This window comes from Tsukamurella sp. NPDC003166 (assembly GCF_040611135.1).
Taxonomy (GTDB): Bacteria; Actinomycetota; Actinomycetes; order Mycobacteriales; family Mycobacteriaceae; genus Tsukamurella.
In genome coordinates this window covers 184,976-211,096 of the sequence record NZ_JBEXNL010000006.1, presented here as the reverse complement: position 1 = coordinate 211,096, position 26,121 = coordinate 184,976, and the positions used below count along the sequence as shown (strand labels likewise).

Here is a 26,121-nt window from a genome sequence, read left to right as displayed (position 1 = left end):
TCGGTGAACATCACCGAGATCGCCGGGTACCGGATCGTCCGCCAGCTGGGCGCCGGCGGGATGGGGCAGGTGTTCCTGGTCGAGCATCCGCGGCTGCCTCGTCAGGACGCGTTGAAACTCCTCGACGCCGGCGTCTCGCGCAACGACGACTTCAAGGCGCGGTTCCAGCGGGAGGCGGACCTGCTGGCGCAGCTCTCGCACCCGAACATCGTCACGTTGTACGACAGGGGTGAGTTCGAGGACCGGTTGTGGATCACCATGGAGTACGTCGACGGCACCGACGCGGCCGAACTGCTGAAGGTCGAGGGCCCGCTGGACCCGGACCTGGCAGCGCAGCTCGTGTCGGGCGCCGGCGCAGCGCTGGACTATGCCTGGCGCAAGCAGCAGATCACGCATCGGGACGTCAAGCCTGCGAACATCCTGGTCGGGATCGATCAGGTCGACGGTGCGCCGCAGATCGAGTCGGTGAAGCTCGCGGACTTCGGGATTGCGAAGGCGGCGGGGGAGGCGACGTCGCTGACATCGACGGGCATCACCGTCGGGACGATGCAGTACATCTCGCCGGAGGCGATCGAGGGTGAGGAACTCGACAACCGCGCCGACGTCTACTCCCTCGGCTGCACCGCGTTCCACTTGCTCACCGGGCGGCCGCCGTACACGGGGAAGTCGATCACGGCGCTGATGAACGCGCATCTGACGCAGTCGCCGCCGTCGGTGACCGTGGTCGCGCCGCAGCTGCCGGCCGAACTGGACGAGGTGTTCGCGACGGTGCTCTCGCGCAACCCGGACGACCGGTTCCCGTCGTGCGCGGAATTCGTCGCGGCCCTGCAGGCCGGCCTCGGTGCCGCGGTGGACCCGGCGTTCACGCGGACGGTGACGGCTGCAACGCTGCCGCAGCGCGTCGTGGCGGACCCACATGCGGTGCCCCAGCTGCGGGCGACGGCGACGGCGGGTGCGGGTGCGGCGAAGTCGCGAAAGGTCCCGGTCCTGGCAGCCGTGGTGGCGTTGTTCGCTGTGGCGTCGGCATCGCTGGGTGCCTACGTGTTGACGAGGGACGGGGGAGAGGCGCCGGTCGCGGCGCCCGTCCCGAGCTCGACGACGGTGCCGCTGCCCACTGTCACAGCGACGGTCAGCATCACGCCGACCACCACGACGACCACGGCGGCGGCGGTGGTCACGACCACCGCCCCGACCACGAGCCGCGTCCGGACGACCACGGTCACGCCGACGATCGTCGACGGTATGCCCTGTAGCCGTGCGGCTGGTGACGATACATCCCCTGACGGGATGTTGGTCTGCAGCGGCCTCGATGGCATCTGGAAAGAAGTCGTGACGACGCCGACACCAACGGTGTCGCGTGGTGTGAGGTGCACCGAGCCCGGCAAGAAGGGCTCGATCGCCGGCTCATTCGGAGAGGCTCGGGCAGTGTGTGTGCCCTCAGGCTCGGGTGACTACGTGTGGAGCCAGCAGTAGCGCGCCCCGCTACTCCGGTTCGACGGACCGCCGACTCAGCGACGTGGCGTCGTGCTGCAGGCTCAGGTCCGCGGTCGGGATGACGAGCACCTCGCCGTCGGGCAGGGTGGTGCTGACCCGCATCCGTGCTGGGCCGCCAGCTCCCGCGCCGGAACGGTCCACCACGTCGTTGCCCTTGAGTTTCACCTCGAACATCGCGGTCCTCCTTCGCTTCCCATCGACGATACGCTCGCCCGCAGGCCCGGACCGCCGAACGCGAGCGGCCCCGCACCGTCGAACGACGATGCGGGGCCGGACTGCTTGCGGGACTACGCCTTACACGTCGTAGTAGAGCTCGAACTCGTACGGGTGCGGGCGGAGGTTCACCGGGGCGATCTCCTTCTCGCGCTTGTAGGCGATCCACTCCTCGATGAGGTCCTCGGTGAACACGCCGCCGGCGGTGAGGTACTCGTGGTCCTCCTCGAGACGGTTGATGACGTCCGCGAGCTGCGTGGGGGCCTGGGGGATGCCCTTGGCCTCCTCGGGCGGCAGCTCGTAGAGGTCCTTGTCGACGGGGGCGTGCGGCTCGATCTTGTTCTTGATGCCGTCCAGGCCGGCCATCATCATGGCGGCGAAGGCCAGGTAGGGGTTGCCCGAGCTGTCGGGGCAACGGAACTCGATGCGCTTGGCCTTGGGGTTGTTGCCCGTGATCGGGATACGGACACAGGCCGAGCGGTTGCGCTGGCTGTACACGAGGTTGATCGGGGCCTCGTAGCCCGGCACCAGGCGCTTGTACGAGTTGATCGTCGGGTTGGTGAAGGCGAGCAGCGACGGGGCGTGGTGCAGGATGCCACCGATGTACCAGCGCGCCAGGTCCGACAGGCCGCCGTAGCCGGCCTCGTCGTAGAACAGCGGCTTGCCGTCCTTCCACAGCGACTGGTGCGCGTGCATGCCCGAGCCGTTGTCACCGAACAGGGGCTTCGGCATGAACGTGACGGTCTTGCCCTCCTGCCACGCGGTGTTCTTCACGATGTACTTGAACAGCTGGACATCGTCGGCGGCGTGCAGCAGCGTGTCGAACTTGTAGTTGATCTCGGCCTGGCCGCCGGTGCCCACCTCGTGGTGGCCGCGCTCGAGCGTGAAGCCCGCATTCTGCAGATTGGTCGAGATCTTGTCGCGCAGATCCACGTAGTGGTCGTACGGCGCGACGGGGAAGTAGCCGCCCTTCGTCTTGACCTTGTAGCCACGGTTGGGCGAGCCGTCCTCCTCGATGGGGCGGCCGGTGTTCCACGAGCCCGAGATCGAATCGACCTCGTAGAAGGAGCCGTTGATCGACGAGTCGTAGGAGACCGAGTCGAAGATGTAGAACTCGGCCTCGGCACCGAAGAAGCAGGTGTCGGCGATCCCCGTGCTGAGCAGGTACTCCTCCGCCTTGCGGGCGATGTTGCGCGGGTCGCGGCTGTAGGCCTCACGGGTGAACGGGTCGTGCACGAAGAACGAGATGTTCATGGTCTTCGCGGCGCGGAAGGGGTCGATGCGCGCGGTGGTGACGTCCGGCAGCAGCATCATGTCGGACTCGTCGATCGACTGGAAGCCGCGGATCGACGACCCGTCGAACGCCAGGCCGTCCTCGAACACGCTCTCGTCGAAGGCCGCGGCGGGGATGCTGAAGTGCTGCATCGTGCCGGGCAGGTCGCAGAAGCGGATGTCGACGTACTCGACGTCTTCCTTCTTCAGGTAGTCGAGAAGTTCCTCTTTGGTAGTGAACACCTGTTACTTGCTCCTTCGTCGTCCGGCGGTGGCGACGCGGTCGTACCGTGACCACCACCACCGAGGTTACGAGAATGAACGGTATGGACGAGGTGTTGCCCGGGAACTAACGCAATGTTTCAACGGTGTTACACATCGGGACCTGTCCGACACGCGGGGTAACGCGCCACCCACGTACCCTGGGACGCATGCGTCGAGAAACGGGATCATGGCTCTCCGGTGCCTCCGCGGCACTCCCGGAGGGCGCCCACAGTGACTACCGGGGCCAGCAGCTGGGTCTGCCGCGCGACGGTGCCGGCTCGGTCGCGGGCGCCGGTCGCCGTGTGCTCGGGCTGTTCCTCGACTGGGTGCCGTCCGCGCTGATCGCGGTCGCGGTGGTCGGCCCGAGCAAGGTGTTCGCGGGGGAGCCCACGTCCTACGACACGCTCGCGCTCGGCATCTGGTTCGTCGTCGGCGTGCTGTCGGTGACGCTGTTCGGCTTCACGCCCGGTCAGTACTTCGCCGGCCTGCGGGTAGCGCGCATCGAGAACCCGCAGATGCGGGTCGGCATCGTCCGGGCGCTCGCCCGGAACCTGCTGATCGTGTTCATCGTGCCGCCCCTCATCCAGGACGTGGACGGGCGTGGAATGCAGGACCGGGCCACCGGCACCGTCGTCGTCCGGTCCCGGTAGCGCTGGTCCGGACAGCACTCGGGGCCCGCAGCTGCGGGCCCCGGAGGCGTGATCAGTTCGAGCCGGTCTTGCGCCGGACGGTGCGCTGCACACTGCGCATCTTGGCGCCCTGCGGCAACGGGCCGCGGGGCATCTGCGCCCCGCCGCCGCGGTTGGACAGCGCCGCGAGGCGGCCCTCCAACTCGTCGATCTTCTTGCCGCTGATGTTCGACGGCAGCTTGTTCAGCGAGCGCTGCAGCTTGCGGAGGGGGACCTGGTTCTCCTCGGTGCCGACCACGAACTCGTAGATCGGGGTCTGGCCGACGACGCGCGCCGTCTTCTTCTTCTCCTGCGCGAGCAGGCCCTTCACCCGGCCCTCGTTGCCCTCGGCCACCAGGATCACGCCCGGCTTGCCGATGACGCGGTGCACCGCGTCGGCGTGGGTGGTGCGCGCCACGGCCTGCGTGACGCGCCACGAGCCGCGCATGTTCTCCAACGCCCAGCCCGCGGCGCCGACCTGGCCCTCGTTCTTGCTGTAGACATTGCGCTCGAGGCGACGGGTGAACACGATGAACGCCCCCAGCGCGCCCAGCAGGACACCCAGGATGAGGAACATCCACCACGAGCCGACGAACAGGCCGACGATCAGCGAGAGCGCGATCGCGCCGACGAACACGCCGATCATGATCGGCAGCAGCGCCTTGTCCTCCTTGCGCTGCATCTGGAACGCCTGCCACATCTGCTTGCGGCTCGCCCGGGACTTCTCCCTGCGGGCGCGCTTCGCCTCGGCCTTCTGCGCCTTGAGCTTGTCGGCGGCTGCCTTGTCCTGTGCCATGTCTCCCAGCTTAATGTGCGGTCGTTCGGGGCCCTGCGGCCGAGTATCCGGCTACTTGGCCGCCGCGGCCATCCGGCTGAGCACGGAGGTGGCCTCCTGCGCCGCGTCGCCCTCGGCGGTCAGGTGCGCCATGTTCTCCGGGATCGGACGGCCGTGGTGCGCCATCGCCTTGGCGTAGAGCTTGCCCGCGCGGTACGACGAGCGGACCAGCGGCCCGGCCATGACGCCGGCGAAGCCCATCTCCTCGGCGGCGGCGGTGTGCTCGACGAACTCCTCCGGCTTGACCCACCGCTCCACGGGGTGATGCCGCGGCGAGGGGCGCAGGTACTGGGTGATCGTGATGATGTCGCAGCCCGCGTCGTGCAGGTCGCGCATCGCGGCCGTCACCTCCTCGGGGGTCTCGCCCATGCCGAGGATCAGGTTCGACTTGGTCACCAGCCCGAAGTCGCGGGCCTGCCGGATCACGTCGAGCGAGCGCTCGTAGCGGAACGCGGGCCGGATGCGCTTGAAGATGCGCGGCACCGTCTCCAGGTTGTGGGCCAGCACCTCGGGGCGCGACTCGAACACCTCGGCCAGCAGCTCCGGCTTGGCGTGGAAATCGGGGATCAGGTTCTCGACGCCCGTGTTCGGGTTCAGCGCGTGGATCTGGCGCACCGTCTCGGCGTAGAGCCAGACGCCCTCATCGGGCAGGTCGTCGCGCGCGACGCCGGTGATGGTCGAGTAGCGCAGGCCCATCGCCTGGACGGACTCCGCCACGCGGCGCGGCTCGTCCCGGTCCAGCTCGGCGGGTTTGCCCGTGTCGATCTGGCAGAAGTCGCAGCGGCGGGTGCACTGCTCGCCACCGATGAGGAAGGTGGCCTCGCGGTCCTCCCAGCATTCGTAGATGTTGGGGCAGCCCGCCTCCTCGCACACCGTGTGGAGGCCCTCACGCTTGACGAGGCCCTTGAGCTCGGTGAATTCAGGGCCCATCTTCGCGCGCGTGCGGATCCAGTTCGGCTTGCGCTCGATCGGGGTCTGCGCGTTGCGGACCTCGAGGCGGAGTAGCTTGCGGGGGTTCTCCGGGGTACTCACCCGCCCCATGCTACGCCCGGTCCCGGAGCCCGACGGTGGCGCGGGTCACGCCGCGCGACACAGGTCGTCAGGGCTTCGACGGCCACCAGACCCGGTCGCCGAGGGCCGTGATCGCGGCGGGCACGAAGACGGTGCGCACCACCACGATGTCGAGCAGGAGCCCGATGCCGATGGTCGACCCGATCTGCAGCAGGTTGATCACGCTGCCGCTCATCAGGGCGAACATGGTGATCGCGAAGACCAGGCCGGCCGTGGTGATCACGCTGCCGGTGGTGCCGAACGCGCGGAGCACGCCGCGCACCGTCGAATCGCCCGCGGCTTCCTCCCGGATCCGGTCGGCGAACAGCATGCTGTAGTCCGCGCCCACGGCCACCAGCGCCATGAACGAGATCGGCGGCACCGACCAGTCGACGGGGATACCCAGGCCGTGCTGCCACAGCAGGACGGAAGCCCCCGCCGCGGCGGCGAAGGAGAGCACCACCGTGGCGACCATGAACGCCGCCGCGATCACCGCTCGGAGCAGCACCAGCAGCACCAGGAAGACGCCGATCACCGCGACCGTGCCGAACAACAGGAAGTCGCGCAGCACCTGCTCGCGCATCTGCGCCGAGATCGAGGCCAGGCCGAAGCCGTCCATCGTGGACGACTCGAGGACCGTGCCCTTCGCAGCGGCCCGCGCCGCGGCGGGGATCGACGCCGCGGTGCCCAGGGCCTCGTCCGAATACGGGTTGATCTTCCAGACCACGAGCATGCGTGCCGTGCGGCCGTCGGGTGAGAGGAGTACGCGGGAGCCGTCGACGAACCGGTCCGACTGCAAGCCCTGCGTGGGGAGGTAGAAGCCCCGGCCCGGGCCGGACGTGGTGCCGGCGCTCAGCCCCGCGAGGTAGTCGGCGGCGGTCCCGAGACCGACCTGCAGGCGGCCCGTCATCTCCACCACCTGGTCGGTGCCGGTCTTGACACGGCCGAGGCCCGCGCTGAGCTGGGAGAGGCCGGTGGACAGCTGCGTGACACCGGCATTGAGCTCCGCGAGCTGTCCCTGGACCTGCTCCGGGCTGAGCCCGCCGAGCCCCGTGAGGAGCCCCTGCAGGCGGGCGAGGGCGTCGTCGGCTTGGGCGAGCGCGGTCGCCGCGCGATCCGTCGTACCGGAGGGCAGGACGACGGTGGCCGCGCGCACCGCGGTCGACGCCCGACCGGACGTGGCTCGGTCCAGCTGCGCGAAGGCCTGGCGCGCCGCGACGCAGTTCGCGTCGGCGGCGCACGCCGGCGAGGCCGGGCCGACCAGCGGGCCGAACACGTCGCCGATCCCGGCGTTCTGCCGCTGCGCGGTGCGGACCGCGTCGGCGGCGGTGGTCAGGGTGGATACGGCGGTGCGCAGCAGCGCCGTCGCGGCGTTGACGTCGACGGTGCCTCCGCTCGCGGTCGCGAGCGCCTGCTGGGCGGAGGTCAGCGCGTCCAGCACACCCGACGCGAGGCCGGTCACCCGCTCGGTGCCCGCGACGAGCTCCGGGACCCGGCGCGACGCCTCGCTCGCGCAGGAATTGAGCTGATCGACGCCGGCCGCGAGGGCTTTGAGCTGCGGCGAAGCCTCCGTCAGCTGACGGTTCGCGTCGCCCAGGCCGTTCGCCACCTTCTGCGTCTGATAGCCGACCGCGGACTCGGGGATCGGCTTACCGTCGGGCCTGGTGATGGACCGGACGTACGCGACCTGCGGCAGGTTGCTCACGCCGATCGCGACCGCTTCGAGCGCCGCGAGGTCGTGGGTGTTGCGCATGTCGTGATCCGCGCGGATCAGGAGGAACTCGGGCACCGCTTCGTTGACGCCCCAGTGCTCCTGCACCGTCTCGTAGCCGCTGCGGGAATCCGTGGCCCGCAGCTGCATCCGGTTCTCATCGAAGCCGATCACCATGCTCGGGAGTACCGCGGCGGCGGCGAGCAGGACGACCAGGGCCGCCGCGGACAGCGGCACCGCGCGGCGCATCACCCGCGCACCGGTCCGGCGCCAGCGCTTCTCCGTGCCCGGTCGCGGCTCCACCCAGCCCCGGGCGCCGAGGAAGCGCAGCAGGGCGGGCGGCAGGGTGAGGGCGATCAGGCAGGTGGTGATGATCGAGATCGTCGTGGGCAGGCCCGCGGTCACGAAGATGCCCACCTTGCAGAAGATCATGGCGCCGCTCGCCACGGCGATCGTGAGGGCGGACGCGACGATGATGCGTCCGACGCGGGTGGACGCGGCGACCGCGGCCTCGTCGGAGGGGGCTCCGGCGCGCCGCGCCTCGTGGTACCCGGCGACGGCGAAGATCGCGTAGTCGGTGGCCGCTCCCAGCACCATCGCCGTCATGATCGCGATGGAGAAGTTGGACACGGGGATCACCTCGTGCTCGCCGAGCAGCGAGACGATGGGCCGCGCGACGGCGAGCGAGAGCCCGATGGTCAGCAGCGGCACAATCGCCGCGCCGATCGACCGGTAGGTGATGAGCAGCAGCGCCATGATGAGCACCACCGAGACCGCGGTGATCACCAGCAGCGACGCGTCGATCGCGGTGAACAGGTCCGACAGGGTGGGTGCGGTGCCCGTGAACTCCACGGTCGTGCCCGCCGGCGCCGGGATCGAGCGGATCGTCTCCCGGATCGCCTCGGTGCTCGACTGCGCCTGGGTGGAACCGATGTCGCCCACCTCGGCGACGAGCAGGTTGATGGCCTTGCCGTCGGGGCTCAGGCCCACCTCGCGCGCGGCCGGCTTGCCGAACGTGTCGATGACGTACGCGACGTGCTCCTTGTCTGCCTCGAGGGCCGTGGTGAGCGCGCGGTAGTACTGCTCCTGCTCGGGGCCGATCTTCCCCTCGGCGGCGACGATGACGTTGCCCTGCGCCGTCGACGACGGGGTGCCGAACTCCTCGGCCATGGCGCGCAGGCCGTCGACGCCGGGCAGGTCGCCCGGGATGAACGGTGCGGAGTGCTTGTGGACCGTGACCTCGAGCTGCGGCACGGCGACGTTGAGGACGCCCGCGAGGGCGACCCAGAACAGCAGGATCCACGCGGCGTACCGCACGCAGAGCCGGCCGAGCCGTGCGAAGAAGGGCTGCTTCGCTGCGGAATTACTATGGGCGTCGATCACGGTCACCTTCCGGTCCGCCGGAGGAGCTCCGGCCGTGGTCCAAAAATCGAACTGGACTGATAGGTGTGAACCGTATCTCTATCGACGAGGCGCGCCTAGGGCCTGTCGGTGTGGATTCCGACGCAGAGCGGCAGGGGGAGTGACATGAGTCACAACGACGGGGATGTCGACCGACCGCTACCCGGGCGGCCGGTCCGCGGTTCGGACACCGGGCGGCCGATGATGGCCGCGCTGGACCTGTTCGGCCGGCGATGGGCCCTGCGGATCGTGTGGGAGCTGCGGTTCGGGAGGTCGCGGTTCTCCGACCTGCGCACCGAGATCGAGGGCATTTCGTCAAGCACGCTCTCGCAGCGCCTCTCGGAGCTCACGGCCGCGCACATCGTGACGCAGACGTCCGACGGTGCCTACCGCCTCAGCTACCAGGGCAAGGCCCTGTTGATCGCCCTCGGGCCCCTGGAGCTGTGGGCCAAGGCCTGGGCGAAGGCCGTCCGGGACGGCGTGGCGGAGGACCCGGCCGATCAGGCGTGATCGGCGGTCGCGTGCAGGGTCTCGTCGGTGACCGGGAGGTCGCCGTCGAGCGCGCGCTGCACCGCCTCGACCACGGCGTCGCGGACCTCGCCGACGGTGACATCGCGGCCCAGTTCCGCGCTCAGTGTCGTGACACCCGCGTCGGGGATGCCGCACGGGATGATCGCGTCGAAGCCGCCGAGCGTGTTGTCGCAGTTGAGGGCGAAGCCGTGCAGGGTCACGCCGCGCGCGACGCGGATGCCGATCGCCGCCACCTTGCGCTCGGGACGCGCACCGTCGGCGGGGAACCAGACGCCCGAGCGGCCCTCGACGCGCCCCACGGAGAGCCCGAGGCCCCGGCAGACCTCGATGAGGGCCTGCTCGATGCGCCGCACGTAGTCGACGACGTCCATCGCCGAGCCGAGCTTGATGATCGGGTAGCCCACGAGCTGGCCGGGGCCGTGCCAGGTGATCTTGCCGCCGCGGTCCACGTCGATGACAGTGCTGCCGTCCGTCGGCAGGTCCTGGGGCTCGGTGCGTTTGCCCGCGGTGAACGTGGGCGGGTGCTCGAGGAGCAGCAGCCGGTCGTCGATCACGCCGTCGGCGCGCTGGTTCGCGAGATCGTGCTGGAGGTCGAAGGCCTCCTGGTAGCCGATGGTGCCGAGGTCCTCGACGACGATCGGCGTGGATTCGGCGCGGGCGGAGCGTGCGGGCATGCCCCTGACGCTACGCCTCGTCGGTCAGCGCCACGGCGAGAGCGCCGGGAAGTGCGGTGTGCGCGAAGCGGAATCCGCTCTCGTGCAGCACGCGCGGCACGACTCGCTGGGAGCCGAGTAGGCCCTCGTCGGCGAACTCGCCGACCGCCGCGCGCAGGGCGAACCGCGGCACGACCCACCGCGCGGGGCGGTGCAGCTCGCGGCCGAGGGCCTCGTTGAACGCCTGCTGCCGTACGGGTGCGGGGGAGGCGATGTTGACGGGACCCGCGATCGTGCCGGCGAGGGCGCCGTCGAGCACGTGCAGCACGGCGCGAGCGGCGTCGTCGCGAGCGATCCAGGACATCCACTGGTGGCCGCTGCCGAGCCGGCCGCCCAAACCGAGCCGGTAGACGCGACGCAGCACGGGCAGGAGACCGCCGGCCGCGGAGAGGACGTGACCGAAGCGCAGGTGCGCCACCGTGACCCCGGCGGCACGGGCGGGGGCCGCGGCGGCCTCCCACTCGACGCAGAGGCTCGCGAGGAAACCCGAACCCGGCGGGGTGCCGTCCGGTCCGTCGAGGCATTCCGTCTCGCCCGCGTCGCCGTAGACGCCGATCGCGCTCGCGCCCAGGAACACCGGAACGCCTGCGCGCGCGGCCGCGTCGGCGAGCGCGGCGGACCCCTCGGTGCGGGAGTCGCGCAGGTCCTGTTTCACCGCGCCCGTCCAGCGGCGGCCCGCGATGGGGGAGCCGTTCAGCACGATCACCGCGTCGAAGCCGGCCAGGTCGGGGACCTCGCCGCGCGCCGGGTCCCACCGGAGCCCGCGCGCGGCATCGTCCCGAACGAGCGGAACGACGGTGTCGCCCCGCCGCGTCAGCGCTCGCGACACCGCGGTGCCGATGAGCCCCGACGATCCGGCGAGGGCGACCCGTCGTTCCATGAGATCGGGTGGTTCCGGGTTTACAGGCCCAGATCCGCCTCGAACGCGCCCTCCTCGAGACGGTGCTTGACCGTCGTGAGGAAGCGTCCCGCGTCAGCACCGTCGATGAGGCGGTGGTCGTAGGTCAGCGGCAGGAAGGCCATCGGGTGGATGCCGATGGACTCGGTGCCCGCGGCGTCCTTGACCACGACCGGGCGCTTGACGATCGCGCCCGTGCCCAGCATCGCCGCCTGCGGCGGGACCAGGATCGGGGTGTCGAAGAGCGCGCCCTCGCTGCCGATGTTGGTGATGGTGAAGGTGCCGCCGGACAGCTCGTCGGGCTTGAGGCCGCTGTTGCGCGTGCGCTCCGCGAGGTCGACGATCGCGCGGGCCAGGCCGGCCAGCGACAGGTCGTCGGCGTTCTTGATCACCGGCGAGAGCAGGCCCTGCGGGGTGTCGACGGCGATGCCCAGGTTCACCCCACCGTGGTAGGTGATCTCCTTGAAGTCGTCGCTGATCGACGCGTTGACGTTCGGGTGCACCTTGAGCGCCTCGATGACCGCCTTCGCGATGAAGGGCAGGTAGGTGAGGTTGACGCCCTCGTTGGCCTTGAAGGAGGCCTTCGCCTGCGCGCGCAGCGCGACGATCTTGCTGAAATCGACCTCGAAGACCTGGGTGAGCTGCGCGGAACCCTGCAGCGACTCCCGGGTGACCCTCGCGGTGATCTGGCGGATGCGGTTCGTCTTCTGCGAGGTGCCGCGGAGCGCCGCCAGCTCGGGACGCGCGCCCTTCGGCGCCGACGGTGCCGCAGGGGCGGCGGCAGCCGCGGGAGCGGCGGCCGCGGCCGGAGCTGCGGCGGGGGCCTTGGCGGCCTCGGCCGCTGCGAGCACGTCCTGCTTGCGGATGCGGCCACCGACGCCGGTGCCCTTGACCGCGTTCAGGTCCACGTTGTTCTCCGCGGCCAGCTTGCGCACCAGCGGGGTGACGTACGGCGTCGAATCCGACGACGACGCCGCCGGGGCGGGCGCCTCGGGGGCGGCCGGAGCAGCCGGGGCGGCAGCGGCCGGTGCCGGCGCGGGAGCCGCTGCGGCCGGAGCTGCGGGAGCCGGAGCTGCGGGAGCCGGGGCGGCCGGAGCCGGTGCGGGAGTGGGCTCGGGGGCCGGTGCCGGGGCGGCGGGCGCGGCCGGGGCCGCGGGGGCGCCGGAGCCGACGACGGCGAGCACGCCACCCACGGCGATGACATCGTCCTCGTTCGCCTTGATCTCCAGCAGCGTGCCGGCGACGGGCGACGGGATCTCCGTGTCGACCTTGTCGGTGGAGACCTCGAGCAGCGGCTCGTCGACGGCGATCTCGTCGCCGACGTTCTTGAGCCAGCGCGTGACGGTGCCCTCGGTGACCGACTCGCCCAGCTCGGGCATCTTCACCTCGGTGCCGGACGCGGGCGCGGCCGGGGCGGAGGGGGCTGCGGGCGCGGCCGGGGCGGCGGCAGCGGGGGCCGGAGCAGGCTCGGGCTCGGCGGCCGGCGCGGGGGCAGCGGCGGCGGGCGCGGGGGCAGCGGCGGCGGGCGCGGCCTCGCCGGCTTCGCCGATGGTGGCGAGGTCGCCACCGACCTCGACGACGTCGTCCTCCTGCGCCAGGATCTTCAGCAGCACGCCCGATGCCGGGGCGGGGATCTCGGTGTCGACCTTGTCGGTCGAGACCTCGAGCAAGGGCTCGTCGACCGTGACGGTGTCACCCTCCTGCTTGAGCCACCGGGTGACGGTGCCCTCGGTGACGCTCTCGCCGAGTGCCGGCATCTGGACGGAGAAGGCCATGTCCTCTGACTCCTCAGGTTCGGTTATCTGCTGTGATACGAGCTGAACGCGGGCTTCGGCTGGTGGCCTCCACCGACACCAGACCCTACCCTCAGAGGCCCGGTCCGCGCGGCGGTTGGGGGCTTACTCGCCGGTAACTCCCAGCGGGTGGGAGCTCAGCCCCGCTGCGCGATGTCGCGAAGCACGGCGAGCATGGTGCGGACCGGGACGCCCGTACCACCCTTGGGCGTGTATCCGAACGGGCCGCCGGTGTTGAAAGCCGGGCCCGCGACGTCGATGTGGGCCCACTGCACGCCATCGGCGACGAACTCCTGCAGGTACACGCCGGCGGTGAGCATGCCGCCCCACCGGTGCGGGCTCACGTTCGCGAGATCCGCGACGCGGGAGTTGATGTCGGCCCGCAGCTCCTCGGGGAAGGGCATGGGCCAGCCGTTCTCGCCGACGGACTGCGAGAGCTCCGCCACTCGGTCCCGGAACGCCTCGGTGCCCATGACGCCCGGCGTGCGGGTGCCGAGGGCGACCATCTGCGCGCCGGTGAGCGTGGCCGTGTCGATGAGGTAGTCGGGCTCGTCCTCGCAGGCGCGGACGATAGCATCGGCCAGGATGAGGCGCCCCTCGGCATCGGTGTTGATCACCTCGACCGTGACGCCACCATTGCCGGCGCCCGGGTAGTGCGTGATGACATCGCCCGGGCGCTGCGCGGTGTCGGACGGCATGTTCTCCGCCATCGGAACGGTCGCGGTCACGTCCACCGGCAGGCCCAGCTGCGCGGCCAGGATCACCGTGGCGATGACCGCCGCCGCGCCGCCCATGTCCGAGGTCATGTTCTCCATGCCCGCGGCCGGCTTGATGGAGATGCCGCCGGTGTCGAACGTGATGCCCTTACCGACCAGCGCGACGTGCTTGGCACCGTCGACCCCGGAGACGTGACGCAGGCGCACGAGGCGCGGCGGGCGCGAACTGCCCTGGCCCACCCCGACGATGCCGCCGTAGCCGTTCGCGGCGAGGTACCCCTCGTCGAAGACCTCGACCTCGAGGCCCGCCTCGGTGCCGAGGCGCTGCGCCCGGTCGGCGAACTCGCCGGGGGACAGCACGTTCGGCGGGGTGTTGACGAAGTCGCGGGCCAGCGAGACGGCGGCCGCCGTCAGCCGGGCCTGTTCGACGGTGCCGCGCGCCTCGTCCGCGAGGGCCTCCGAGCCCGGGGACGCCAGGAGTGCGAGGGCGGCCAGCGGACCGCGCTTCGGCGCCGAGGTGTTGCGGAACTCGGCGAATCGGTAGGCGCCGAGGTACGCGCCTTCGACGGTCGCGCCGAGGTCGAGCGCGGAGAGGGTGGTCGCGGCGGTCTCCACGCCGTCGAGGGCACGCGCCGCGGTACCCGCCGCGCGGCGCACCGTCTCCGCGGGAACGAGCGCGCCCTCGGTCGGCGCGGCGCCGAGGCCCGTGCCGAGCACCGTCGCAGCGCCCAACCCGGAACCGGCCGGGGCCGGGACGCGCACCGTCTCGCCCGCCTTGCCCGTCGCGCCGACCAGCGCCAGCGCCTCCGCCACGGGGCCGCGAGCGGCCTCCGGGACGCCGGCGTCCAGGGTGATCGCCGCGCCTTCCGAGCCGGAGAACACGCCCACGACGAGCACGTCCGTCGTGGCCCCGAGGTCGTCGGTCAGCGTGAATGCGGGTCCGGAGAACGGCGTGCTCAAGGGGTTTCCTCTCGTCGGGGCGGCGGGTGTGCTTGCCTGTACGGATGTTACGCCCGGGACGAGGGAGAGCGCCGTCGGCCACTGCCGTGGTCGGTGGTGCGGAGGCGGGTGCAGATCTGCCCGCCCCCGTCGTCGCCCACCTGATGGAAAGCCTCGCCCGGGAGGGGCATCCGGTCGCGGTGTGGGCGGAGCGGGCCGGGATCGCGGACCTCGACCCGGCTGCGGATCTCCGGCTCACCTTCGCGCAGGAGATCCGGTTCCTCCGGGCGGCGGTGCGCGCGCTGCCCGGTCGGCCGCTCGGACTCGAGACCGGCGCCCGTTCGCTGCTGCAGTCCTTCGGCATGCTCGGCGTCGCCGTCCAGACCGCCGACGACCTCGAGGCGGCGATCGCCGTCGGCCTGCGCTACCACCAGGCGGCCGGCAGTCTCGTCGACTTCGTCCTCGACACCGGCGTCGACGAGGTCCGGCTCACCGTCGTCCCCCGCACCGACGACGAGGAGGTCCTTCCCTTCCTCTGCGAGGAGACGCTGCTGAGCGTTCTCGCGCTGCTGCGGTCCGCGCTCGGGGACGACCGGTGGGCACCCGGCACCGTCGACCTGCCGTACCCGGAGCCGCCGTACGGCGGCGAGTACCCCGCCCGGTTCGGGTGCGCCGTCCGGTTCGACGCGCCCGCGGGCCGGATGACGGTGCCGGCAGCCCTGCTCCGCGCACCGCTCCCGCGGCGGGAACCCGCGGTGCACGCCGCGGCGCTGGCGGCCTGCCGGGCGATCTCCGCCGACACCGGAGCGGCGCCCGACGTGGACCGGGTCTGGGCCGTCGAGCAGCTGCTGCGCGCCGACCTGCGGCATCCCCTCACGATGGCCGGCGCCGCCCGTCAGCTGCAGACCACGGAGCGCACCCTGCGGCGGCACCTCGTGGACGCCGGCGAGTCCTTCCGGTCCATCCACGCGCGGGTCCGGCGCGAGCACGCGGAGCACCTGCTGCGCACATCCGGCCTGTCGCTGTCGGAGGTCGCCGGCGCCGTCGGGTTCGCGGACGTCCGCGATTTCCGGCGCGCCTTCGTCCAGTGGACGGGGCGGACCCCGGGCGAGGTGCGCGGCGGCCCCGGATCCGTTCGCGGGGCGATCGCGGACGCCGACGGGGGAACTGCGGTCACGCCGGGCTGACGGTGCCCTCCCGCCCGTACGATCGGTGCTCATGACAGGGAACGGAACGGGCGAGACCACGACCGACGCGATCGCGCTGGACCTGGGGGCGGCACCGTCCCTGGACCGGGACTGGGAGATCGACCCGCTGTCGTACTGGGCCACCATCGACGCCGCGACGCACGGCGTGGACGCGCCGATCCTGGCCGCCGACCTCGATGCGCTGCGCTACAACACCGCCGACATGCTCCGCCGTGCGGCGGGCAAGCCGATCCGGGTGGCGTCGAAGTCGCTGCGGTCGCGTCCGGTGATCGACGCCCTGCTGCGCGTGCCCGGCTATGCCGGCGTACTCGCCTACGACGTGGCCGAGGCGCACTGGCTCGCCGCGGACGGCGTCGACCACACCGGCGCCCAACGGCCCGGCTGCCCGGACGTGGTGGTCGCCTACCCCAGCGCCGACCTCGGCGCGATCGCCGCCCTGGGCGCCGACGAGTCGGTCGCGGCGCGGGTGACGCTGATGATCGACGACGCGGACCAGCTCGATCTGATCGACGCCGCCGTGCCCCCGAGCCGCCGCCCCGAGCTGCGGGTCTGCATCGACATCGACGCCTCGTACCGGGCCCCGGCGCTCGGCACGATCGGGGCGCGCCGCTCGCCGGTCCGGGACCGCGCCGAGGCGGCGGTCCTCGCCGCGACCGTGGTGGGCCGCAAGGGCTTCCGGCTCGTGGGTGTGATGACCTACGATGCTCAGATCGCCGGCGTCGGCGACCTGAGCATCGGCCGCCCCGGCGCGGGGGCGCTGCTGCGCACCATGCAGCGGGCCTCGTGGGACGAGCTCGTCGCGCGGCGGCTCGAGATCCTCACCGATGTGCGGCGCATCACCGACCTGGAGTTCGTCAACGGCGGCGGTACGGGCTCGCTCGAGCGCAACGCCGAGGACCCGAACATCACGGACATCGCCGCCGGCAGCGGCCTGTACGGCCCGCACCTGTTCGACGGCTACTCGCACTTCCGCCCGGCGCCCGCGATGGGCTTCGGGCTCGCCGTGGTGCGCCGCCCCGACGCCCGGACCGTGACCTGCCACGGCGGCGGCTGGATCGGCTCCGGTGCCGCGGGATCCGACAGGCTGCCGGTGCCCGTCTGGCCGACGGGGCTCAAGCTCACCGGCCGGGAGGGCGCGGGCGAGGTGCAGACCCCGCTCGAAGGCGATCGCGCCGAACGGATCTCGCTCGGCGATCGGGTGTGGTTCCGGCACACCAAGGCGGGGGAGCCGGCCGAGCACTCCGAGGACCTGGTGATCGTTTCCGACGGTGCCGTGCACGCCACGGTGCCCACCTACCGTGGCGAAGGGAAGTGCTTCCTGTGAACAAGTGGATACCTGGGCTGGACCAGCTGACCGGCAAGGCCGGCGAGTGGCGCAACTGGGGGCGCACCGCGTCCGCGTTCCCGGCGTACGTCTCGCGGCCCGCGACGATCGAGGCAGTGGTCGCGACCGTCGAGCGGGCGCGCGAGCGCGGCGGAACGGTCAAGGCGCTGGGCGCGGGGCACTCGTTCACCGCGATCTCCGCGCCGCGCGATGTCGCACTCGCCCCCGACCACCAGGGCGGTCTGGTCACCGTCGACACCTCGGCCAAGCGGGTCACGCTGCGCGCCGGCACGCGCCTCTACGACGTGCCCGCGCTGCTCGAGCCCTACGGCCTGGCCATGCCGAACCTCGGCGACATCGACCGCCAGACCGTCGCGGGGGCGATCTCGACCGGCACCCACGGCACCGGCCTGGGCTTCGGCGGCATCGCCACCCAGGTCGTCGGGGCGACCCTGGTGTCCGGGACGGGGGAGGTGGTCACCGTCGGCGAGGACGACCCGCGCCTGAAGGCCGTGGCCCTGGGCCTCGGTGCGCTCGGGATCCTGGTCGAGGTGACGCTGCAGTGCGTGGACCGGTTCGTGCTCGAGGCGACGGAGGCGCCGATGTCGCTGGCGGAGACCGTGGACGGCTTCGTTGAGCGCGTCCGCGGCGTGGACCACTTCGAGTTCTTCTGGTTCCCCGGGTCGGACGGCACGCTCACCAAATCCCAGATCCGTCGCCCGGGTGACCACAAGCGCAAGCCGATCGGGACGGTGCGGCGGTTCGTCGACGACAAGGTGGTCGGCACCGGGGCGCTGCTCGCCGTGTGCGAGGCGGGCCGCGCGATCCCGTCGCTGACGCCGCGGCTCGTCTCGCTCGCGACCTCGATGCTCTCCGAGCACACCGAGGTCGACTACTCCACCAACGTGCTCACCACGGACCGGTCCGTGCGCTTCCGCGAGACGGAATGGGCTGTGCCGCTGGAGAACACGATGCCCGCATTCGCCGCGATCAAGGCTGCGACGGAGAAGCACGACTGGAACCTCACCTTCCCGATCGAGGTCCGCGTCGCCGCCGCCGACGATCTCATGCTTTCGACGGCGTCGGGCCGGCAGTCCGGGTACATCGCCGCGCACCGCTACGTGCGCGACAAGCCCAGCGACTACTTCGCCGAGGTCGAGCGGATCATGATCGAGCACGGCGGCCGCCCGCACTGGGGCAAGATGCACACCCGCACCGCCGAGTTCTTCCGCGGCGCCTACCCCCGGTTCGACGAGTTCCTGGCCGTGCGCGACGAGCTCGATCCGGACCGCGTCTTCGCCAACGACTACCTGGACGTCGTGCTCGGGCGGTAGAACCGGGCGCGTCAGGGGCGACGCAGATCCTCGAGGAGCACGTCGAGCGCGGCCTCGAGGTGGCCGATATCGCCCGTGGCGCGCAGGATCTGGACGCCGCCCTGGATCGCCGCGACGAACGCCGAGGCGATGGCGTCCGGGTCTGCGCTCGCCCGAACCAGTCCCTGCGTGCGGAGCGAGCGAACTCCGTCCGCGACGCGGGAGTGCCACTGGGCCAACAGGACCGCGGCGACCTCGTCGGAGCCGGGCGAGGCGCGGACCTGGGTCATGAGCGCCGCGAGCGGGCAGTGGGAGCCCTGCGCGCGGTATCGGGCCACGACGGTGTCGCGCCACGACTCCCATGCGGTCCACGAGGTCAGGGCTGACAGGTGGGGCTCCTGGTCGTCGAGCACCCGCTCGGCCTCGTGGTGGGCGACCGCGAGCAGCAACTCGGGTTTGCCGCCGGGGAAGTAGTGGAACAACTGACCCTTGCTCGTCCTCGTCGCGGCGAGGATGTCGTCGAGCGTGACGTCGGCGGGATCGTCGCGCCGCAGGTGCTCGGCGGCCCCCGCCACGATCCGCTCGCGCGTCGCGCGCCCCTTCGCCGTGATCGCCATGGGTGCAGCGTACCGAGATTTCTGGACTGGCGGGTCCAGAAAAATGCTCCTACCGTCGCGGACATGGGAATACACACTGGGCGCAGCGCCCTCGTCACCGGATCCACCAGCAACATCGGCCGCGCCATCGCGATCGCGATGGCGGCCGAAGGTGCGCACGTCGTCGTCTCCGGGCGCGACGAGGCGCGGGGTGCCGCCGTCGTCGACTCCATCCTGACAGCGGGAGGTCGGGCCGATTTCGTTCGTGCCGACTTCGACGGCTCATCCGTTCGCAGTCGTGAACTCGGTGACGCCGCGTTGGCGTTGACTGGCGGCCGGATCGATGTCCTGGTCAACAACGCCGGGATCTACCCGTCGAGCACCGACGCTCCGATCGCGGACGACGCCCTCGTCGACCACATGTACGCCGTGAACGTCAAGGCGCCGTTCTTCCTGACGCATCACCTGGCTCCGCGCATGGCTCCCGGCTCCGCCGTGGTCAACCTCGGGTCCTGGGTCGCCCGGCTGGGCCTTCCGGGCGATGGGCTGTACGCCTCGACGAAGGCGGCCCTCGAATCGCTGACCAGGTCGTGGGCCGCGCAGTACGGTCCGTCGGGCGTGCGGGTCAATGCGGTGTCGCCGGGTGTGATCCGCCCGTCCGAGGTCGCCGCCGGCCGGTTCCCGGGCGATCCGTTGATGGCGACCGCACCCGCCGGGGAATCCGGTGCGCCCGAGGCGATCGCGGCCGCCGTGGTCTTCCTCGCGTCCGACGCGGCGTCCTTCGTGCACGGCACCGTACTCGATGTCGACGGGGGCCGCGCCGGCGTCCACCTCGCGGCACACGGGTAGGGGCGTGCGGGTGCCGGACGGCGCCTGCCAAGATGCACCGCATGACATTGCGTGAGCGGTTCACCTGGGCCGAGGTCGACGGCACCGACGTGGTGGGGCCGGGCCAGCGGCTGCCGTGGCCCAAGACTCTCGGCATCGGCGTCCAGCACGTGGTGGCCATGTTCGGGTCCACCTTCCTGGTGCCGGTGCTCACCGGCTTCCCGCCGGCGACGACGCTGCTGTTCTCCGGTGTCGGGACGCTGCTGTTCCTGGTGATCACCGGGAACCGGCTGCCGAGCTACCTGGGGTCGAGCTTCGCGGTGATCGCGCCGATCACGGCGGCGACCGCGTCGCATTCGATGGGCTCCGCGCTCGGCGGCATCGTCGCGGTGGGCGTGCTGCTGATGCTGGTGGGCGCGGTGGTCCACGTCGCGGGGACCGCCTGGATCGAGAAGCTGATGCCGCCCGTGGTCACGGGCGCGATCGTGGCGCTGATCGGACTCAACCTGGCGCCCGCCGCGAAGGCCAACTACGAGAAGGCGGCCGTCACGGCCACCATCACCCTGGTCTGCCTGATCGCCTCCCTGGCCCTGTTCAAGGGCATGCTCGGCCGATTGGCGATCTTCACCTCGGTGGTGATCGGGTACGTGGTCGCGTGGATCCGCGGCGAGGTCGACTTCTCGAAGGTCTCCGCGGCGTCCTGGGTCGGCTTCCCGGAGTTCCACGCCCCGTCGTTCTCCTGGGCCGTACTGCCGATGTTCCTGCCGGTGGTGCTCGTGCTCGTGGCGGAGAACGTCGGGCACGTGCGTTCCGTCGCGCAGATGACCGGCGAGGACTACGACCCGGTCATGGGACGGGCCCTCGTGTCCGACGGACTCGCGACGGTGCTCGCCGGCGCGGGCGGTGGATCGGCGACCACGACCTATGCGGAGAACATCGGCGTCATGGCCGCGACCCGCGTGTACTCGACCGCCGCGTACTGGGTGGCCGGCGTTGCCGCAGTGTTGTTGGGGATGTCGCCGAAGGTGGGCGCCGTCATCGCGTCGATCCCGCCCGGCGTGCTCGGCGGGATCACGACGGCGCTCTACGGCCTCGTCGGCATCCTCGGGGTCCGGATCTGGGTGCAGGCGAGGGTGGACTTCTCGCAGCCGATCAACCAGCTGTCTGCCGCCGTGCCGCTGATCATCGGGATCGCGGACTTCACGTGGTCGCTCGGGCGGGTGGTGTTCACCGGCATCGCGCTGGGATCCGTCGCGGCGATCGTCATCTACCAGGGGATGCGGCTGTTGGGACGGCACGGCTCGGAGGCGCTGGGCTGATCCGGCGGGCCACGTCGGGCCGCCGGCCCACGGAAGTGCCCGGAGAAGGGACGCCCGCGGCGGTACGATTCGGACATGACCGCCGCGTCCGATCCGCCGCTCCTCTCGTTCGAGCAGTGGTGCGCCTTGGGGGAGGACATCGACACGCGGACGGAGCTGGTGCGGGGGGAACTGATCGTGTTACCACGTCCGAGGACGGATCATCAGACGGCGATAGCGGAATTGTTGTTCCAGTTCCGATCACAGCTTCCGCCGGGGCTCCGCGCGTACCCGGAGATCGACGTGGTGCTCGACAGTGGCCCGCGGCCCACCGTCCGGGTGCCGGACATCGCCGTCGGCGCGTATCCGCCGCCGGCGCAGTTGGCGATCGCGGCGCACATGGTCCTGGTCGTCGAAATCCTCTCGCGCAGCACAAGCCGGACGGACCGCGTCGCCAAGCGCGCCGAGTACGCGCGCGCCGGCATTCCGCACTACTGGATCGTCGACCTCGACGCGCAGGAGGTCGAGGCCATGACGCTCGTGGACGGCGCGTACACGAGCGCGGTCGCCCACAACGAGTTCGCGACCACGGCGCCCTTCGCCGTCCGGATCGATCTGACCGCTCTCGTCTGAGCCGTTCGCAGCGGCACCGTCGACTAGAGTCCCAGCCATGAGCGAGACGCTGATCGAGGGACCCCTGAACGCCGTGCACGTCGAGCTGGGGGCGGCGTTCGCGCCCTTCGGCGGCTGGTCGATGCCCGTCAAGTACGCGGGCACCGTCGGCGAGCACACGGCGGTCCGCGAGGCCGTCGGCATCTTCGACGTGAGCCACCTGGGGAAGGCCACCGTCGCCGGGCCGGGCGCCGCCGAATTCGTCAACCGGGTCCTCACCGCCGATCTCGGCAAGATCCACCCCGGCAAGGCGCAGTACACGCTGTGCACCAACGAGTCCGGCGGCGTGATCGACGACCTGATCGTCTACTACGTCTCCGACGACGAGCTCTTCCTCGTGCCCAACGCCGCCAACACCGCGGCCGTCGTGGCGCACCTGCGCGAGCGCGCCCCGGAAGGGGTCACCGTCGTCGATCAGCACCGCGACTACGCCGTGCTCGCGGTCCAGGGGCCGACGTCGGCGGAGGTGCTGCAGGCCGTCGGGCTGCCGACCGAGATGGAGTACATGGCGTACGAGGACGCCTCCCTGAACGGCACGCCCGTACGGGTGTGCCGCACCGGCTACACCGGCGAGCACGGCTACGAGCTCATCCCCGCCTGGGGCGACGCCGAGACGGTGTTCCGCGCCCTGCTGCCCGAGATCACCTCGCACGGCGGCCAGCCCGCCGGCCTCGGCGCCCGCGACACCCTGCGCACCGAGATGGGCTACCCCCTGCACGGGCACGAGCTGACCGTCGACATCACCCCCGTGCAGGCCCGCGCGGGCTGGGCCGTGGGCTGGAAGAAGCCCGAGTTCGTGGGGCGCGACGCGCTGCTCGCCGAGAAGGAGGCGGGCCCGTCCCGCAAGCTCTGGGGCCTGCGGGCCACGGGCAAGGGCGTCCTGCGTGCCGACCTGACGGTCCTCGGGGCCGACGGTGCCGCCATCGGCACCACCACGTCGGGAACCTTCAGCCCCACCCTGAAGACGGGAATCGCCTTGGCGCTCATCGATTCCGCGGCGGGCGTCGCCAAGGGCGACACCGTGAGCGTGGACGTGCGCGGGCGAGGCATCGAGTGCGAGGTCGTGCTGCCGCCGTTCGTCGAGGCGAACACGAAGTAGGCGCTCGGCCCCCCTCGCGGGGCCCGGGGCGGGGCGCCGAAAAAATACTCGGGGTTCCTACTGATTGGTACGGCCCGCGCGGACCGGCGCGGGTCGTAGAATCAGCTCCCATGACAACTGGCACGGCCTTCGCCCTCACCCGCAACGACCACCCCCGCTCTGCGGCTGAGCGCTCCGAGATCCTGGCGAACCCGGGATTCGGCAGGTACTTCACCGACCACATGGTCTCCCTCCGCTGGAGCAAGGAGCAGGGCTGGCACGACGCCGAGGTCCTGCCCTACGGGCCCATCCCGATGGAGCCGTCGGCGGCGGTGCTGCACTACGCGCAGGAGATCTTCGAGGGGCTCAAGGCCTACCGTCAGCCCGACGGTGCCATCGCCACCTTCCGGCCCGAGGCGAACGCGGCCCGCTTCCAGCGCTCCGCGGAGCGCCTGGCGATCCCGCCGCTGCCGGAGGAGGTGTTCATCGAGGCGCTCAAGCAGCTCGTCGCCATCGACGCCGACTGGGTGCCCGCCGCCGGTGGCGAGGAGGCGCTGTACTTCCGGCCGTTCATCTTCGCCGACGAGGAGACCCTCGGCGTCAAGCCCTCCAACAGCTACCGGTTCCTCGTGATCGCCTCGCCGGCCGGCGCGTACTTCTCCGGCGGGGTGAAGCCCGTGTCGGTGTGGCTCTCGCGTGAGTACGTGCGCGCCGCCCCCGGCGGCACCGGCTTCGCCAAGTGCGGTGGCAACTACGCCGCGTCGCTCGTCGCGCAGGCGCAGGCCGCGCAGCAGGGCTGCGACCAGGTCGTGTGGCTCGATGCGCTCGAGCACGAGACGATCGAGGAGATGGGCGGGATGAACCTGTTCTTCGTCTTCGGCTCCGGCTCGGAGGCCCGCGTGGTGACGCCCGAGCTCACCGGCACGCTGCTGCCCGGCGTCACCCGCGACTCGCTGCTGCAGCTCGCGCGCGACGCGGGCTTCGAGACCGAGGTCCGGCGGATCACGGTCACCGAGCTCAAGGAGGGCGCCGCGTCCGGCGCCATCACCGAGGTCTTCGCCTGCGGCACCGCCGCGGTCATCACCCCCGTCGGGCGGGTCAAGGGCGCGTCCGAGGACTTCACCATCGGCGACGGAGGGTCCGGCGAGATCACCATGGCCCTGCGCGAGACCCTCACCGGCATCCAGCGCGGCACCGTGCCGGACACCCACGGCTGGATGGAGACGCTGGGCTGAGTGGGAGCTGCGGGTCCCTGGCCGCGATGGGATTCGGGTGTCGGGGAGGGCCGAGAACCGATGGTCCTTCTCGCAAGCGATGCGTCCCGCGCATACCCTGTGACCTGCGATGATTGAGGTCAGGGTATACACCGGCTGCATACCCTGATCGGGGCAGACCTGACGGATTCACTCGGGGTAGTTGGTTGCCAATGCTGCATCGAGCTTGTCGATCAGTGGATCCAAGGCCGCCACGCTACCTGGCGACGCCCTGCTGCCGCTGTCGCCCGCCCCGCCCGCCCGCTGGCTACCGACTGGACTTCCATCGGGTGTAGAGGGCGTCGATGGCGGGTGCCACGGCGTCGTAGAGTTGCCAGGTGTCCGGGGCGGCGTAGGTGGAGTCGTACCGGGCGACCTCCGGCACCGTCGAGTACGCGTCCAGGTACGCCGAGTACGAGGCGTCGGTGAAGGCGTTCCCCTCGTCGGTGAAGGCGCCGGCGTCGAACTGGCCCACCATGTGCTGCACCAGGTATGCGCCCGGCGTGAGCTTGCGGTCGTCGAGCAGGTCGAGGTGCGGATCCGGGACCGGTTCGGGGACCCCGTGCCACAGGGTCGTGCCGCTCGCGAGACCGTGCGCCCGCATCCAGGCGTAGAAGATCCCGATGTGCGTCGCGGCGCTGTCCTCGGGGAGGCCGAGCTCGTCGACGGTCTCCTGGTGCCACTCGGCATCGTCGTAGGTCATGACGTGAGGCTCCCGCGCGGCGGTTGGCGGCGCCTTGTCGCCCGGTTGGTCAGGACGTGACGTGCTGCGCCGAGTGGCCGATCGCGGCGTCCTCGCCGAGGGTGCGCATGAATCTCGCCTGGCTGACATCGCCGCGGCGGGCGGCCCGCTCGCGGCCGCCGGGGAGCTGGTTGAAGACCGACTCGACGAGATGGTACGGAATCTTCAGGGCGGGATACCAGGGGAGCGTCGGCGGGACGCCGAGCTCCTTCATCGCCGCGGTGCCGAGGTAGGCGGTCGCGATGGACAGGTGCTGCGACCGGGCGATGCGGCGGCGGATCCCACTGAGGTGCTGGTAGTTCCATGCCATCGGGTCGTCGGCCATCGGCTGCGCGAGGGCCCTGCTCGTCTCGTCCGGGGTGGAGAGCGCGCGGGAGGTCTGGAACAGGATCCGCAGGCTGTCGCGGTAGCTGTGGGGCAGGAAGTCGTCGTGCACGCCCATGAGCCGGCCGACGTACCGCGTCAGGTGCGCCGCGGCCTCGTACTCGCGCGGATGCGCGAGCATCCCGAGGCCCATGCCGGTGGCGACCGGCGCGATGAGCGCGCCGACCAGCGTGGCCGCCATGTCGGTCTGGTTGATCGGCAGGCCGTGCGCGTCGAAGTCCCAGTCGGGCAGGGCCATCACGTGCCGGCGCACCATCGAGTGGATGAAGCGCACGTGCAGCGTTGAGCGGTAACCGACGCCGCCGGGGCGCAGACCGTCGGGCACGATCACGTCGAGCGCCCACTGCGAGGTCTCCGCGAACCGCTTGTTCGAGCCCTTCTCGAGCGCGCCCGTGCGCAGCAGCGTCTGGTTGAAACCCGAGAACAGGTAGCCGCCCATGAGCGCCACATCGCGCGCGACGGAGAAGCCGTCCGCTCCGCCGCTGCGCATGAGCTGCCCGCCCAGGAGGATCGTGTCCCAGTCGACCCAGTCGGGGACCGCCTCCATCTCCGCGAAGAACTCCCGGATCTCCGACGGTGCTGCGGGCACCGTCGCGATCCCGTCGTTCAGGGCGCGCTCGAAGAGCGGCTTGCGGGCGTCGCGGTCCTCGTAGATCCAGTCGACCAGCCGATCCATCTGCTCGTCGCCGACGGTGAGGAGCTCGCCGAACCGGCGGAACTCCGCCGGAGTGGGCTCGGGGAGGCGGAGGAAGCGGCTGACCATCATGATGCCGGGCGGCACGCGGCGCGGGGACGAGGGATGGCGCGCGGGGACCTCGGTCGGGGCGGTAGCGGTCATCTCGGCCTCCGGATCGTCAATGACAACTGTCGTTGTCAAATCTAGGCGGACTCCTCGAACGAGTCAACAACCAAGTTAGTCGTCGTTCT

General features: G+C 71.2%; 23 protein-coding genes. 11 read left to right on the top strand and 12 right to left on the bottom strand.

The genetic code is table 11. The features are described 5' to 3' along the window. Nucleotides 1-3 precede the first annotated feature (3 nt). The gene (locus ABZX10_RS10010; RefSeq protein ID WP_355538100.1) at nucleotides 4-1,473 is read left to right on the top strand and encodes a serine/threonine-protein kinase; all 1,470 of its coding nucleotides are present in this window, start codon (nucleotides 4-6) and stop codon (nucleotides 1,471-1,473) included. A gap of 9 nt (nucleotides 1,474-1,482) precedes the next feature. Here ABZX10_RS10010 and ABZX10_RS10005 read toward each other — a convergent pair whose 3' ends face one another. Further along, nucleotides 1,483-1,668 (bottom strand): hypothetical protein, encoded by a 186-nt coding sequence (locus ABZX10_RS10005; RefSeq protein ID WP_355538097.1) that lies wholly within the window; start codon nucleotides 1,666-1,668, stop codon nucleotides 1,483-1,485. 120 nt (nucleotides 1,669-1,788) lie between these two features. Then, nucleotides 1,789-3,222: a type I glutamate--ammonia ligase gene (gene glnA, locus ABZX10_RS10000; RefSeq protein ID WP_355538094.1), complete on the bottom strand. Its 1,434-nt coding sequence runs from the start codon at nucleotides 3,220-3,222 to the stop codon at nucleotides 1,789-1,791. Nucleotides 3,223-3,410: 188 nt separating this feature from the next. Here glnA and ABZX10_RS09995 point away from each other — a divergent pair, with 188 nt between their 5' ends. Further along, nucleotides 3,411-3,893 carry an RDD family protein gene (locus ABZX10_RS09995; protein ID WP_355538091.1) on the top strand — a complete coding sequence of 161 codons (483 nt, stop codon included), beginning with the start codon at nucleotides 3,411-3,413 and terminating at the stop codon, nucleotides 3,891-3,893. A 52-nt stretch (nucleotides 3,894-3,945) separates the two neighbouring features. On the opposite strand, the gene ABZX10_RS09990 is transcribed toward ABZX10_RS09995, so the two are convergent. From ABZX10_RS09990 to ABZX10_RS09980, 3 genes are read right to left on the bottom strand one after another with little or no spacing between them, the layout of a single operon-like run. Next, on the bottom strand, nucleotides 3,946-4,707 hold the full coding sequence (locus ABZX10_RS09990) for a DUF4191 domain-containing protein (protein WP_355538088.1): 762 nt from the start codon (nucleotides 4,705-4,707) through the stop codon (nucleotides 3,946-3,948). A gap of 51 nt (nucleotides 4,708-4,758) precedes the next feature. Further along, nucleotides 4,759-5,787, bottom strand: a complete 1,029-nt coding sequence (lipA, locus tag ABZX10_RS09985) for a lipoyl synthase (RefSeq protein ID WP_168547292.1) — start codon at nucleotides 5,785-5,787, stop codon at nucleotides 4,759-4,761. A 58-nt stretch (nucleotides 5,788-5,845) separates the two neighbouring features. Continuing rightward, nucleotides 5,846-8,896, bottom strand: a complete 3,051-nt coding sequence (locus tag ABZX10_RS09980; RefSeq protein ID WP_355538083.1) for an MMPL family transporter — start codon at nucleotides 8,894-8,896, stop codon at nucleotides 5,846-5,848. Nucleotides 8,897-9,034: 138 nt separating this feature from the next. Here ABZX10_RS09980 and ABZX10_RS09975 point away from each other — a divergent pair, with 138 nt between their 5' ends. Continuing rightward, nucleotides 9,035-9,418 (top strand): helix-turn-helix domain-containing protein, encoded by a 384-nt coding sequence (locus ABZX10_RS09975; RefSeq protein WP_355538080.1) that lies wholly within the window; start codon nucleotides 9,035-9,037, stop codon nucleotides 9,416-9,418. Here ABZX10_RS09975 and lipB read toward each other — a convergent pair. From lipB to ABZX10_RS09955, 4 genes are all read right to left on the bottom strand, one after another. Beyond that, nucleotides 9,409-10,113: a lipoyl(octanoyl) transferase LipB gene (lipB, locus tag ABZX10_RS09970; protein ID WP_355538077.1), complete on the bottom strand. Its 705-nt coding sequence runs from the start codon at nucleotides 10,111-10,113 to the stop codon at nucleotides 9,409-9,411. The two genes, ABZX10_RS09975 and lipB, sit on opposite strands and share 10 nt — an antisense overlap. A 10-nt stretch (nucleotides 10,114-10,123) precedes the next feature. Next, entirely contained in the window at nucleotides 10,124-11,032 is a 909-nt protein-coding gene (locus tag ABZX10_RS09965) for a TIGR01777 family oxidoreductase (RefSeq protein WP_355538075.1), read from the bottom strand. A 20-nt stretch (nucleotides 11,033-11,052) separates the two neighbouring features. Then, nucleotides 11,053-12,825, bottom strand: coding sequence for a 2-oxoglutarate dehydrogenase, E2 component, dihydrolipoamide succinyltransferase (sucB, locus tag ABZX10_RS09960; protein WP_355538072.1), 1,773 nt, complete (start codon nucleotides 12,823-12,825; stop codon nucleotides 11,053-11,055). A gap of 155 nt (nucleotides 12,826-12,980) precedes the next feature. Beyond that, nucleotides 12,981-14,519, bottom strand: coding sequence for a leucyl aminopeptidase (locus ABZX10_RS09955; protein WP_355538069.1), 1,539 nt, complete (start codon nucleotides 14,517-14,519; stop codon nucleotides 12,981-12,983). A 44-nt stretch (nucleotides 14,520-14,563) separates the two neighbouring features. Between ABZX10_RS09955 and ABZX10_RS09950 the strand changes: the two genes are divergently transcribed. From ABZX10_RS09950 to ABZX10_RS09940, 3 genes are read left to right on the top strand one after another with little or no spacing between them, the layout of a single operon-like run. Beyond that, a complete protein-coding gene (locus ABZX10_RS09950) occupies nucleotides 14,564-15,685 on the top strand; it encodes an AraC family transcriptional regulator (RefSeq protein ID WP_355538066.1) in 1,122 nt (373 codons plus the stop codon). 31 nt (nucleotides 15,686-15,716) lie between these two features. After that, complete coding sequence (locus ABZX10_RS09945; protein ID WP_355538063.1) at nucleotides 15,717-17,030, top strand: amino acid deaminase/aldolase; 1,314 nt, start codon at nucleotides 15,717-15,719, stop codon at nucleotides 17,028-17,030. Then, a complete protein-coding gene (locus tag ABZX10_RS09940; protein ID WP_355538060.1) occupies nucleotides 17,027-18,364 on the top strand; it encodes a D-arabinono-1,4-lactone oxidase in 1,338 nt (445 codons plus the stop codon). The genes ABZX10_RS09945 and ABZX10_RS09940 overlap by 4 nt, the downstream gene beginning before the upstream one ends. Nucleotides 18,365-18,375: 11 nt before the next feature. Here the strand turns inward: ABZX10_RS09940 and ABZX10_RS09935 are convergent, their stop codons facing one another. Then, nucleotides 18,376-18,960: a TetR/AcrR family transcriptional regulator gene (locus ABZX10_RS09935; protein WP_355538057.1), complete on the bottom strand. Its 585-nt coding sequence runs from the start codon at nucleotides 18,958-18,960 to the stop codon at nucleotides 18,376-18,378. A gap of 63 nt (nucleotides 18,961-19,023) precedes the next feature. Between ABZX10_RS09935 and ABZX10_RS09930 the strand changes: the two genes are divergently transcribed. The 5 genes from ABZX10_RS09930 (at nucleotide 19,024) to ABZX10_RS09910 (ending at nucleotide 24,050) form a co-directional block, all read left to right on the top strand. Next, on the top strand, nucleotides 19,024-19,788 hold the full coding sequence (locus ABZX10_RS09930; RefSeq protein WP_355538054.1) for an SDR family oxidoreductase: 765 nt from the start codon (nucleotides 19,024-19,026) through the stop codon (nucleotides 19,786-19,788). 41 nt (nucleotides 19,789-19,829) lie between these two features. Further along, nucleotides 19,830-21,086, top strand: a complete 1,257-nt coding sequence (locus ABZX10_RS09925) for a solute carrier family 23 protein (protein WP_355538051.1) — start codon at nucleotides 19,830-19,832, stop codon at nucleotides 21,084-21,086. A gap of 75 nt (nucleotides 21,087-21,161) precedes the next feature. Next, nucleotides 21,162-21,698, top strand: a complete 537-nt coding sequence (locus ABZX10_RS09920; protein WP_355538048.1) for a Uma2 family endonuclease — start codon at nucleotides 21,162-21,164, stop codon at nucleotides 21,696-21,698. Between the two features lie 37 nt (nucleotides 21,699-21,735). Continuing rightward, nucleotides 21,736-22,836 carry a glycine cleavage system aminomethyltransferase GcvT gene (gene gcvT, locus ABZX10_RS09915; protein ID WP_355538045.1) on the top strand — a complete coding sequence of 367 codons (1,101 nt, stop codon included), beginning with the start codon at nucleotides 21,736-21,738 and terminating at the stop codon, nucleotides 22,834-22,836. 110 nt (nucleotides 22,837-22,946) lie between these two features. After that, nucleotides 22,947-24,050 (top strand): branched-chain amino acid aminotransferase, encoded by a 1,104-nt coding sequence (locus tag ABZX10_RS09910; protein ID WP_355538042.1) that lies wholly within the window; start codon nucleotides 22,947-22,949, stop codon nucleotides 24,048-24,050. 286 nt (nucleotides 24,051-24,336) lie between these two features. On the opposite strand, the gene ABZX10_RS09905 is transcribed toward ABZX10_RS09910, so the two are convergent. Continuing rightward, a complete protein-coding gene (locus ABZX10_RS09905; protein WP_355538039.1) occupies nucleotides 24,337-24,771 on the bottom strand; it encodes a hypothetical protein in 435 nt (144 codons plus the stop codon). Nucleotides 24,772-24,820: 49 nt separating this feature from the next. Beyond that, the gene (locus ABZX10_RS09900; protein ID WP_355538036.1) at nucleotides 24,821-26,032 is read right to left on the bottom strand and encodes an oxygenase MpaB family protein; all 1,212 of its coding nucleotides are present in this window, start codon (nucleotides 26,030-26,032) and stop codon (nucleotides 24,821-24,823) included. Nucleotides 26,033-26,121: the final 89 nt, after the last annotated feature.

What these genes read in the sequence shown, in the direction of transcription:
- ABZX10_RS10005 (WP_355538097.1), bottom strand. Translation starts at nt 1,668, where the DNA reads ATGTTCGAGGTGAAACTCAAGGGCAACGACGTGGTGGACCGTTCCGGC.
- ABZX10_RS09995 (WP_355538091.1), top strand. Translation starts at nt 3,411, where the DNA reads ATGCGTCGAGAAACGGGATCATGGCTCTCCGGTGCCTCCGCGGCACTC.
- ABZX10_RS09990 (WP_355538088.1), bottom strand. Translation starts at nt 4,707, where the DNA reads ATGGCACAGGACAAGGCAGCCGCCGACAAGCTCAAGGCGCAGAAGGCC.
- lipA (WP_168547292.1), bottom strand. Translation starts at nt 5,787, where the DNA reads ATGGGGCGGGTGAGTACCCCGGAGAACCCCCGCAAGCTACTCCGCCTC.
- ABZX10_RS09975 (WP_355538080.1), top strand. Translation starts at nt 9,035, where the DNA reads ATGAGTCACAACGACGGGGATGTCGACCGACCGCTACCCGGGCGGCCG.
- lipB (WP_355538077.1), bottom strand. Translation starts at nt 10,113, where the DNA reads ATGCCCGCACGCTCCGCCCGCGCCGAATCCACGCCGATCGTCGTCGAG.
- ABZX10_RS09965 (WP_355538075.1), bottom strand. Translation starts at nt 11,032, where the DNA reads ATGGAACGACGGGTCGCCCTCGCCGGATCGTCGGGGCTCATCGGCACC.
- sucB (WP_355538072.1), bottom strand. Translation starts at nt 12,825, where the DNA reads ATGGCCTTCTCCGTCCAGATGCCGGCACTCGGCGAGAGCGTCACCGAG.
- ABZX10_RS09950 (WP_355538066.1), top strand. Translation starts at nt 14,564, where the DNA reads ATGTTACGCCCGGGACGAGGGAGAGCGCCGTCGGCCACTGCCGTGGTC.
- ABZX10_RS09945 (WP_355538063.1), top strand. Translation starts at nt 15,717, where the DNA reads ATGACAGGGAACGGAACGGGCGAGACCACGACCGACGCGATCGCGCTG.
- ABZX10_RS09935 (WP_355538057.1), bottom strand. Translation starts at nt 18,960, where the DNA reads ATGGCGATCACGGCGAAGGGGCGCGCGACGCGCGAGCGGATCGTGGCG.
- ABZX10_RS09930 (WP_355538054.1), top strand. Translation starts at nt 19,024, where the DNA reads ATGGGAATACACACTGGGCGCAGCGCCCTCGTCACCGGATCCACCAGC.
- ABZX10_RS09925 (WP_355538051.1), top strand. Translation starts at nt 19,830, where the DNA reads ATGACATTGCGTGAGCGGTTCACCTGGGCCGAGGTCGACGGCACCGAC.
- ABZX10_RS09920 (WP_355538048.1), top strand. Translation starts at nt 21,162, where the DNA reads ATGACCGCCGCGTCCGATCCGCCGCTCCTCTCGTTCGAGCAGTGGTGC.
- gcvT (WP_355538045.1), top strand. Translation starts at nt 21,736, where the DNA reads ATGAGCGAGACGCTGATCGAGGGACCCCTGAACGCCGTGCACGTCGAG.
- ABZX10_RS09910 (WP_355538042.1), top strand. Translation starts at nt 22,947, where the DNA reads ATGACAACTGGCACGGCCTTCGCCCTCACCCGCAACGACCACCCCCGC.
- ABZX10_RS09905 (WP_355538039.1), bottom strand. Translation starts at nt 24,771, where the DNA reads ATGACCTACGACGATGCCGAGTGGCACCAGGAGACCGTCGACGAGCTC.
- ABZX10_RS09900 (WP_355538036.1), bottom strand. Translation starts at nt 26,032, where the DNA reads ATGACCGCTACCGCCCCGACCGAGGTCCCCGCGCGCCATCCCTCGTCC.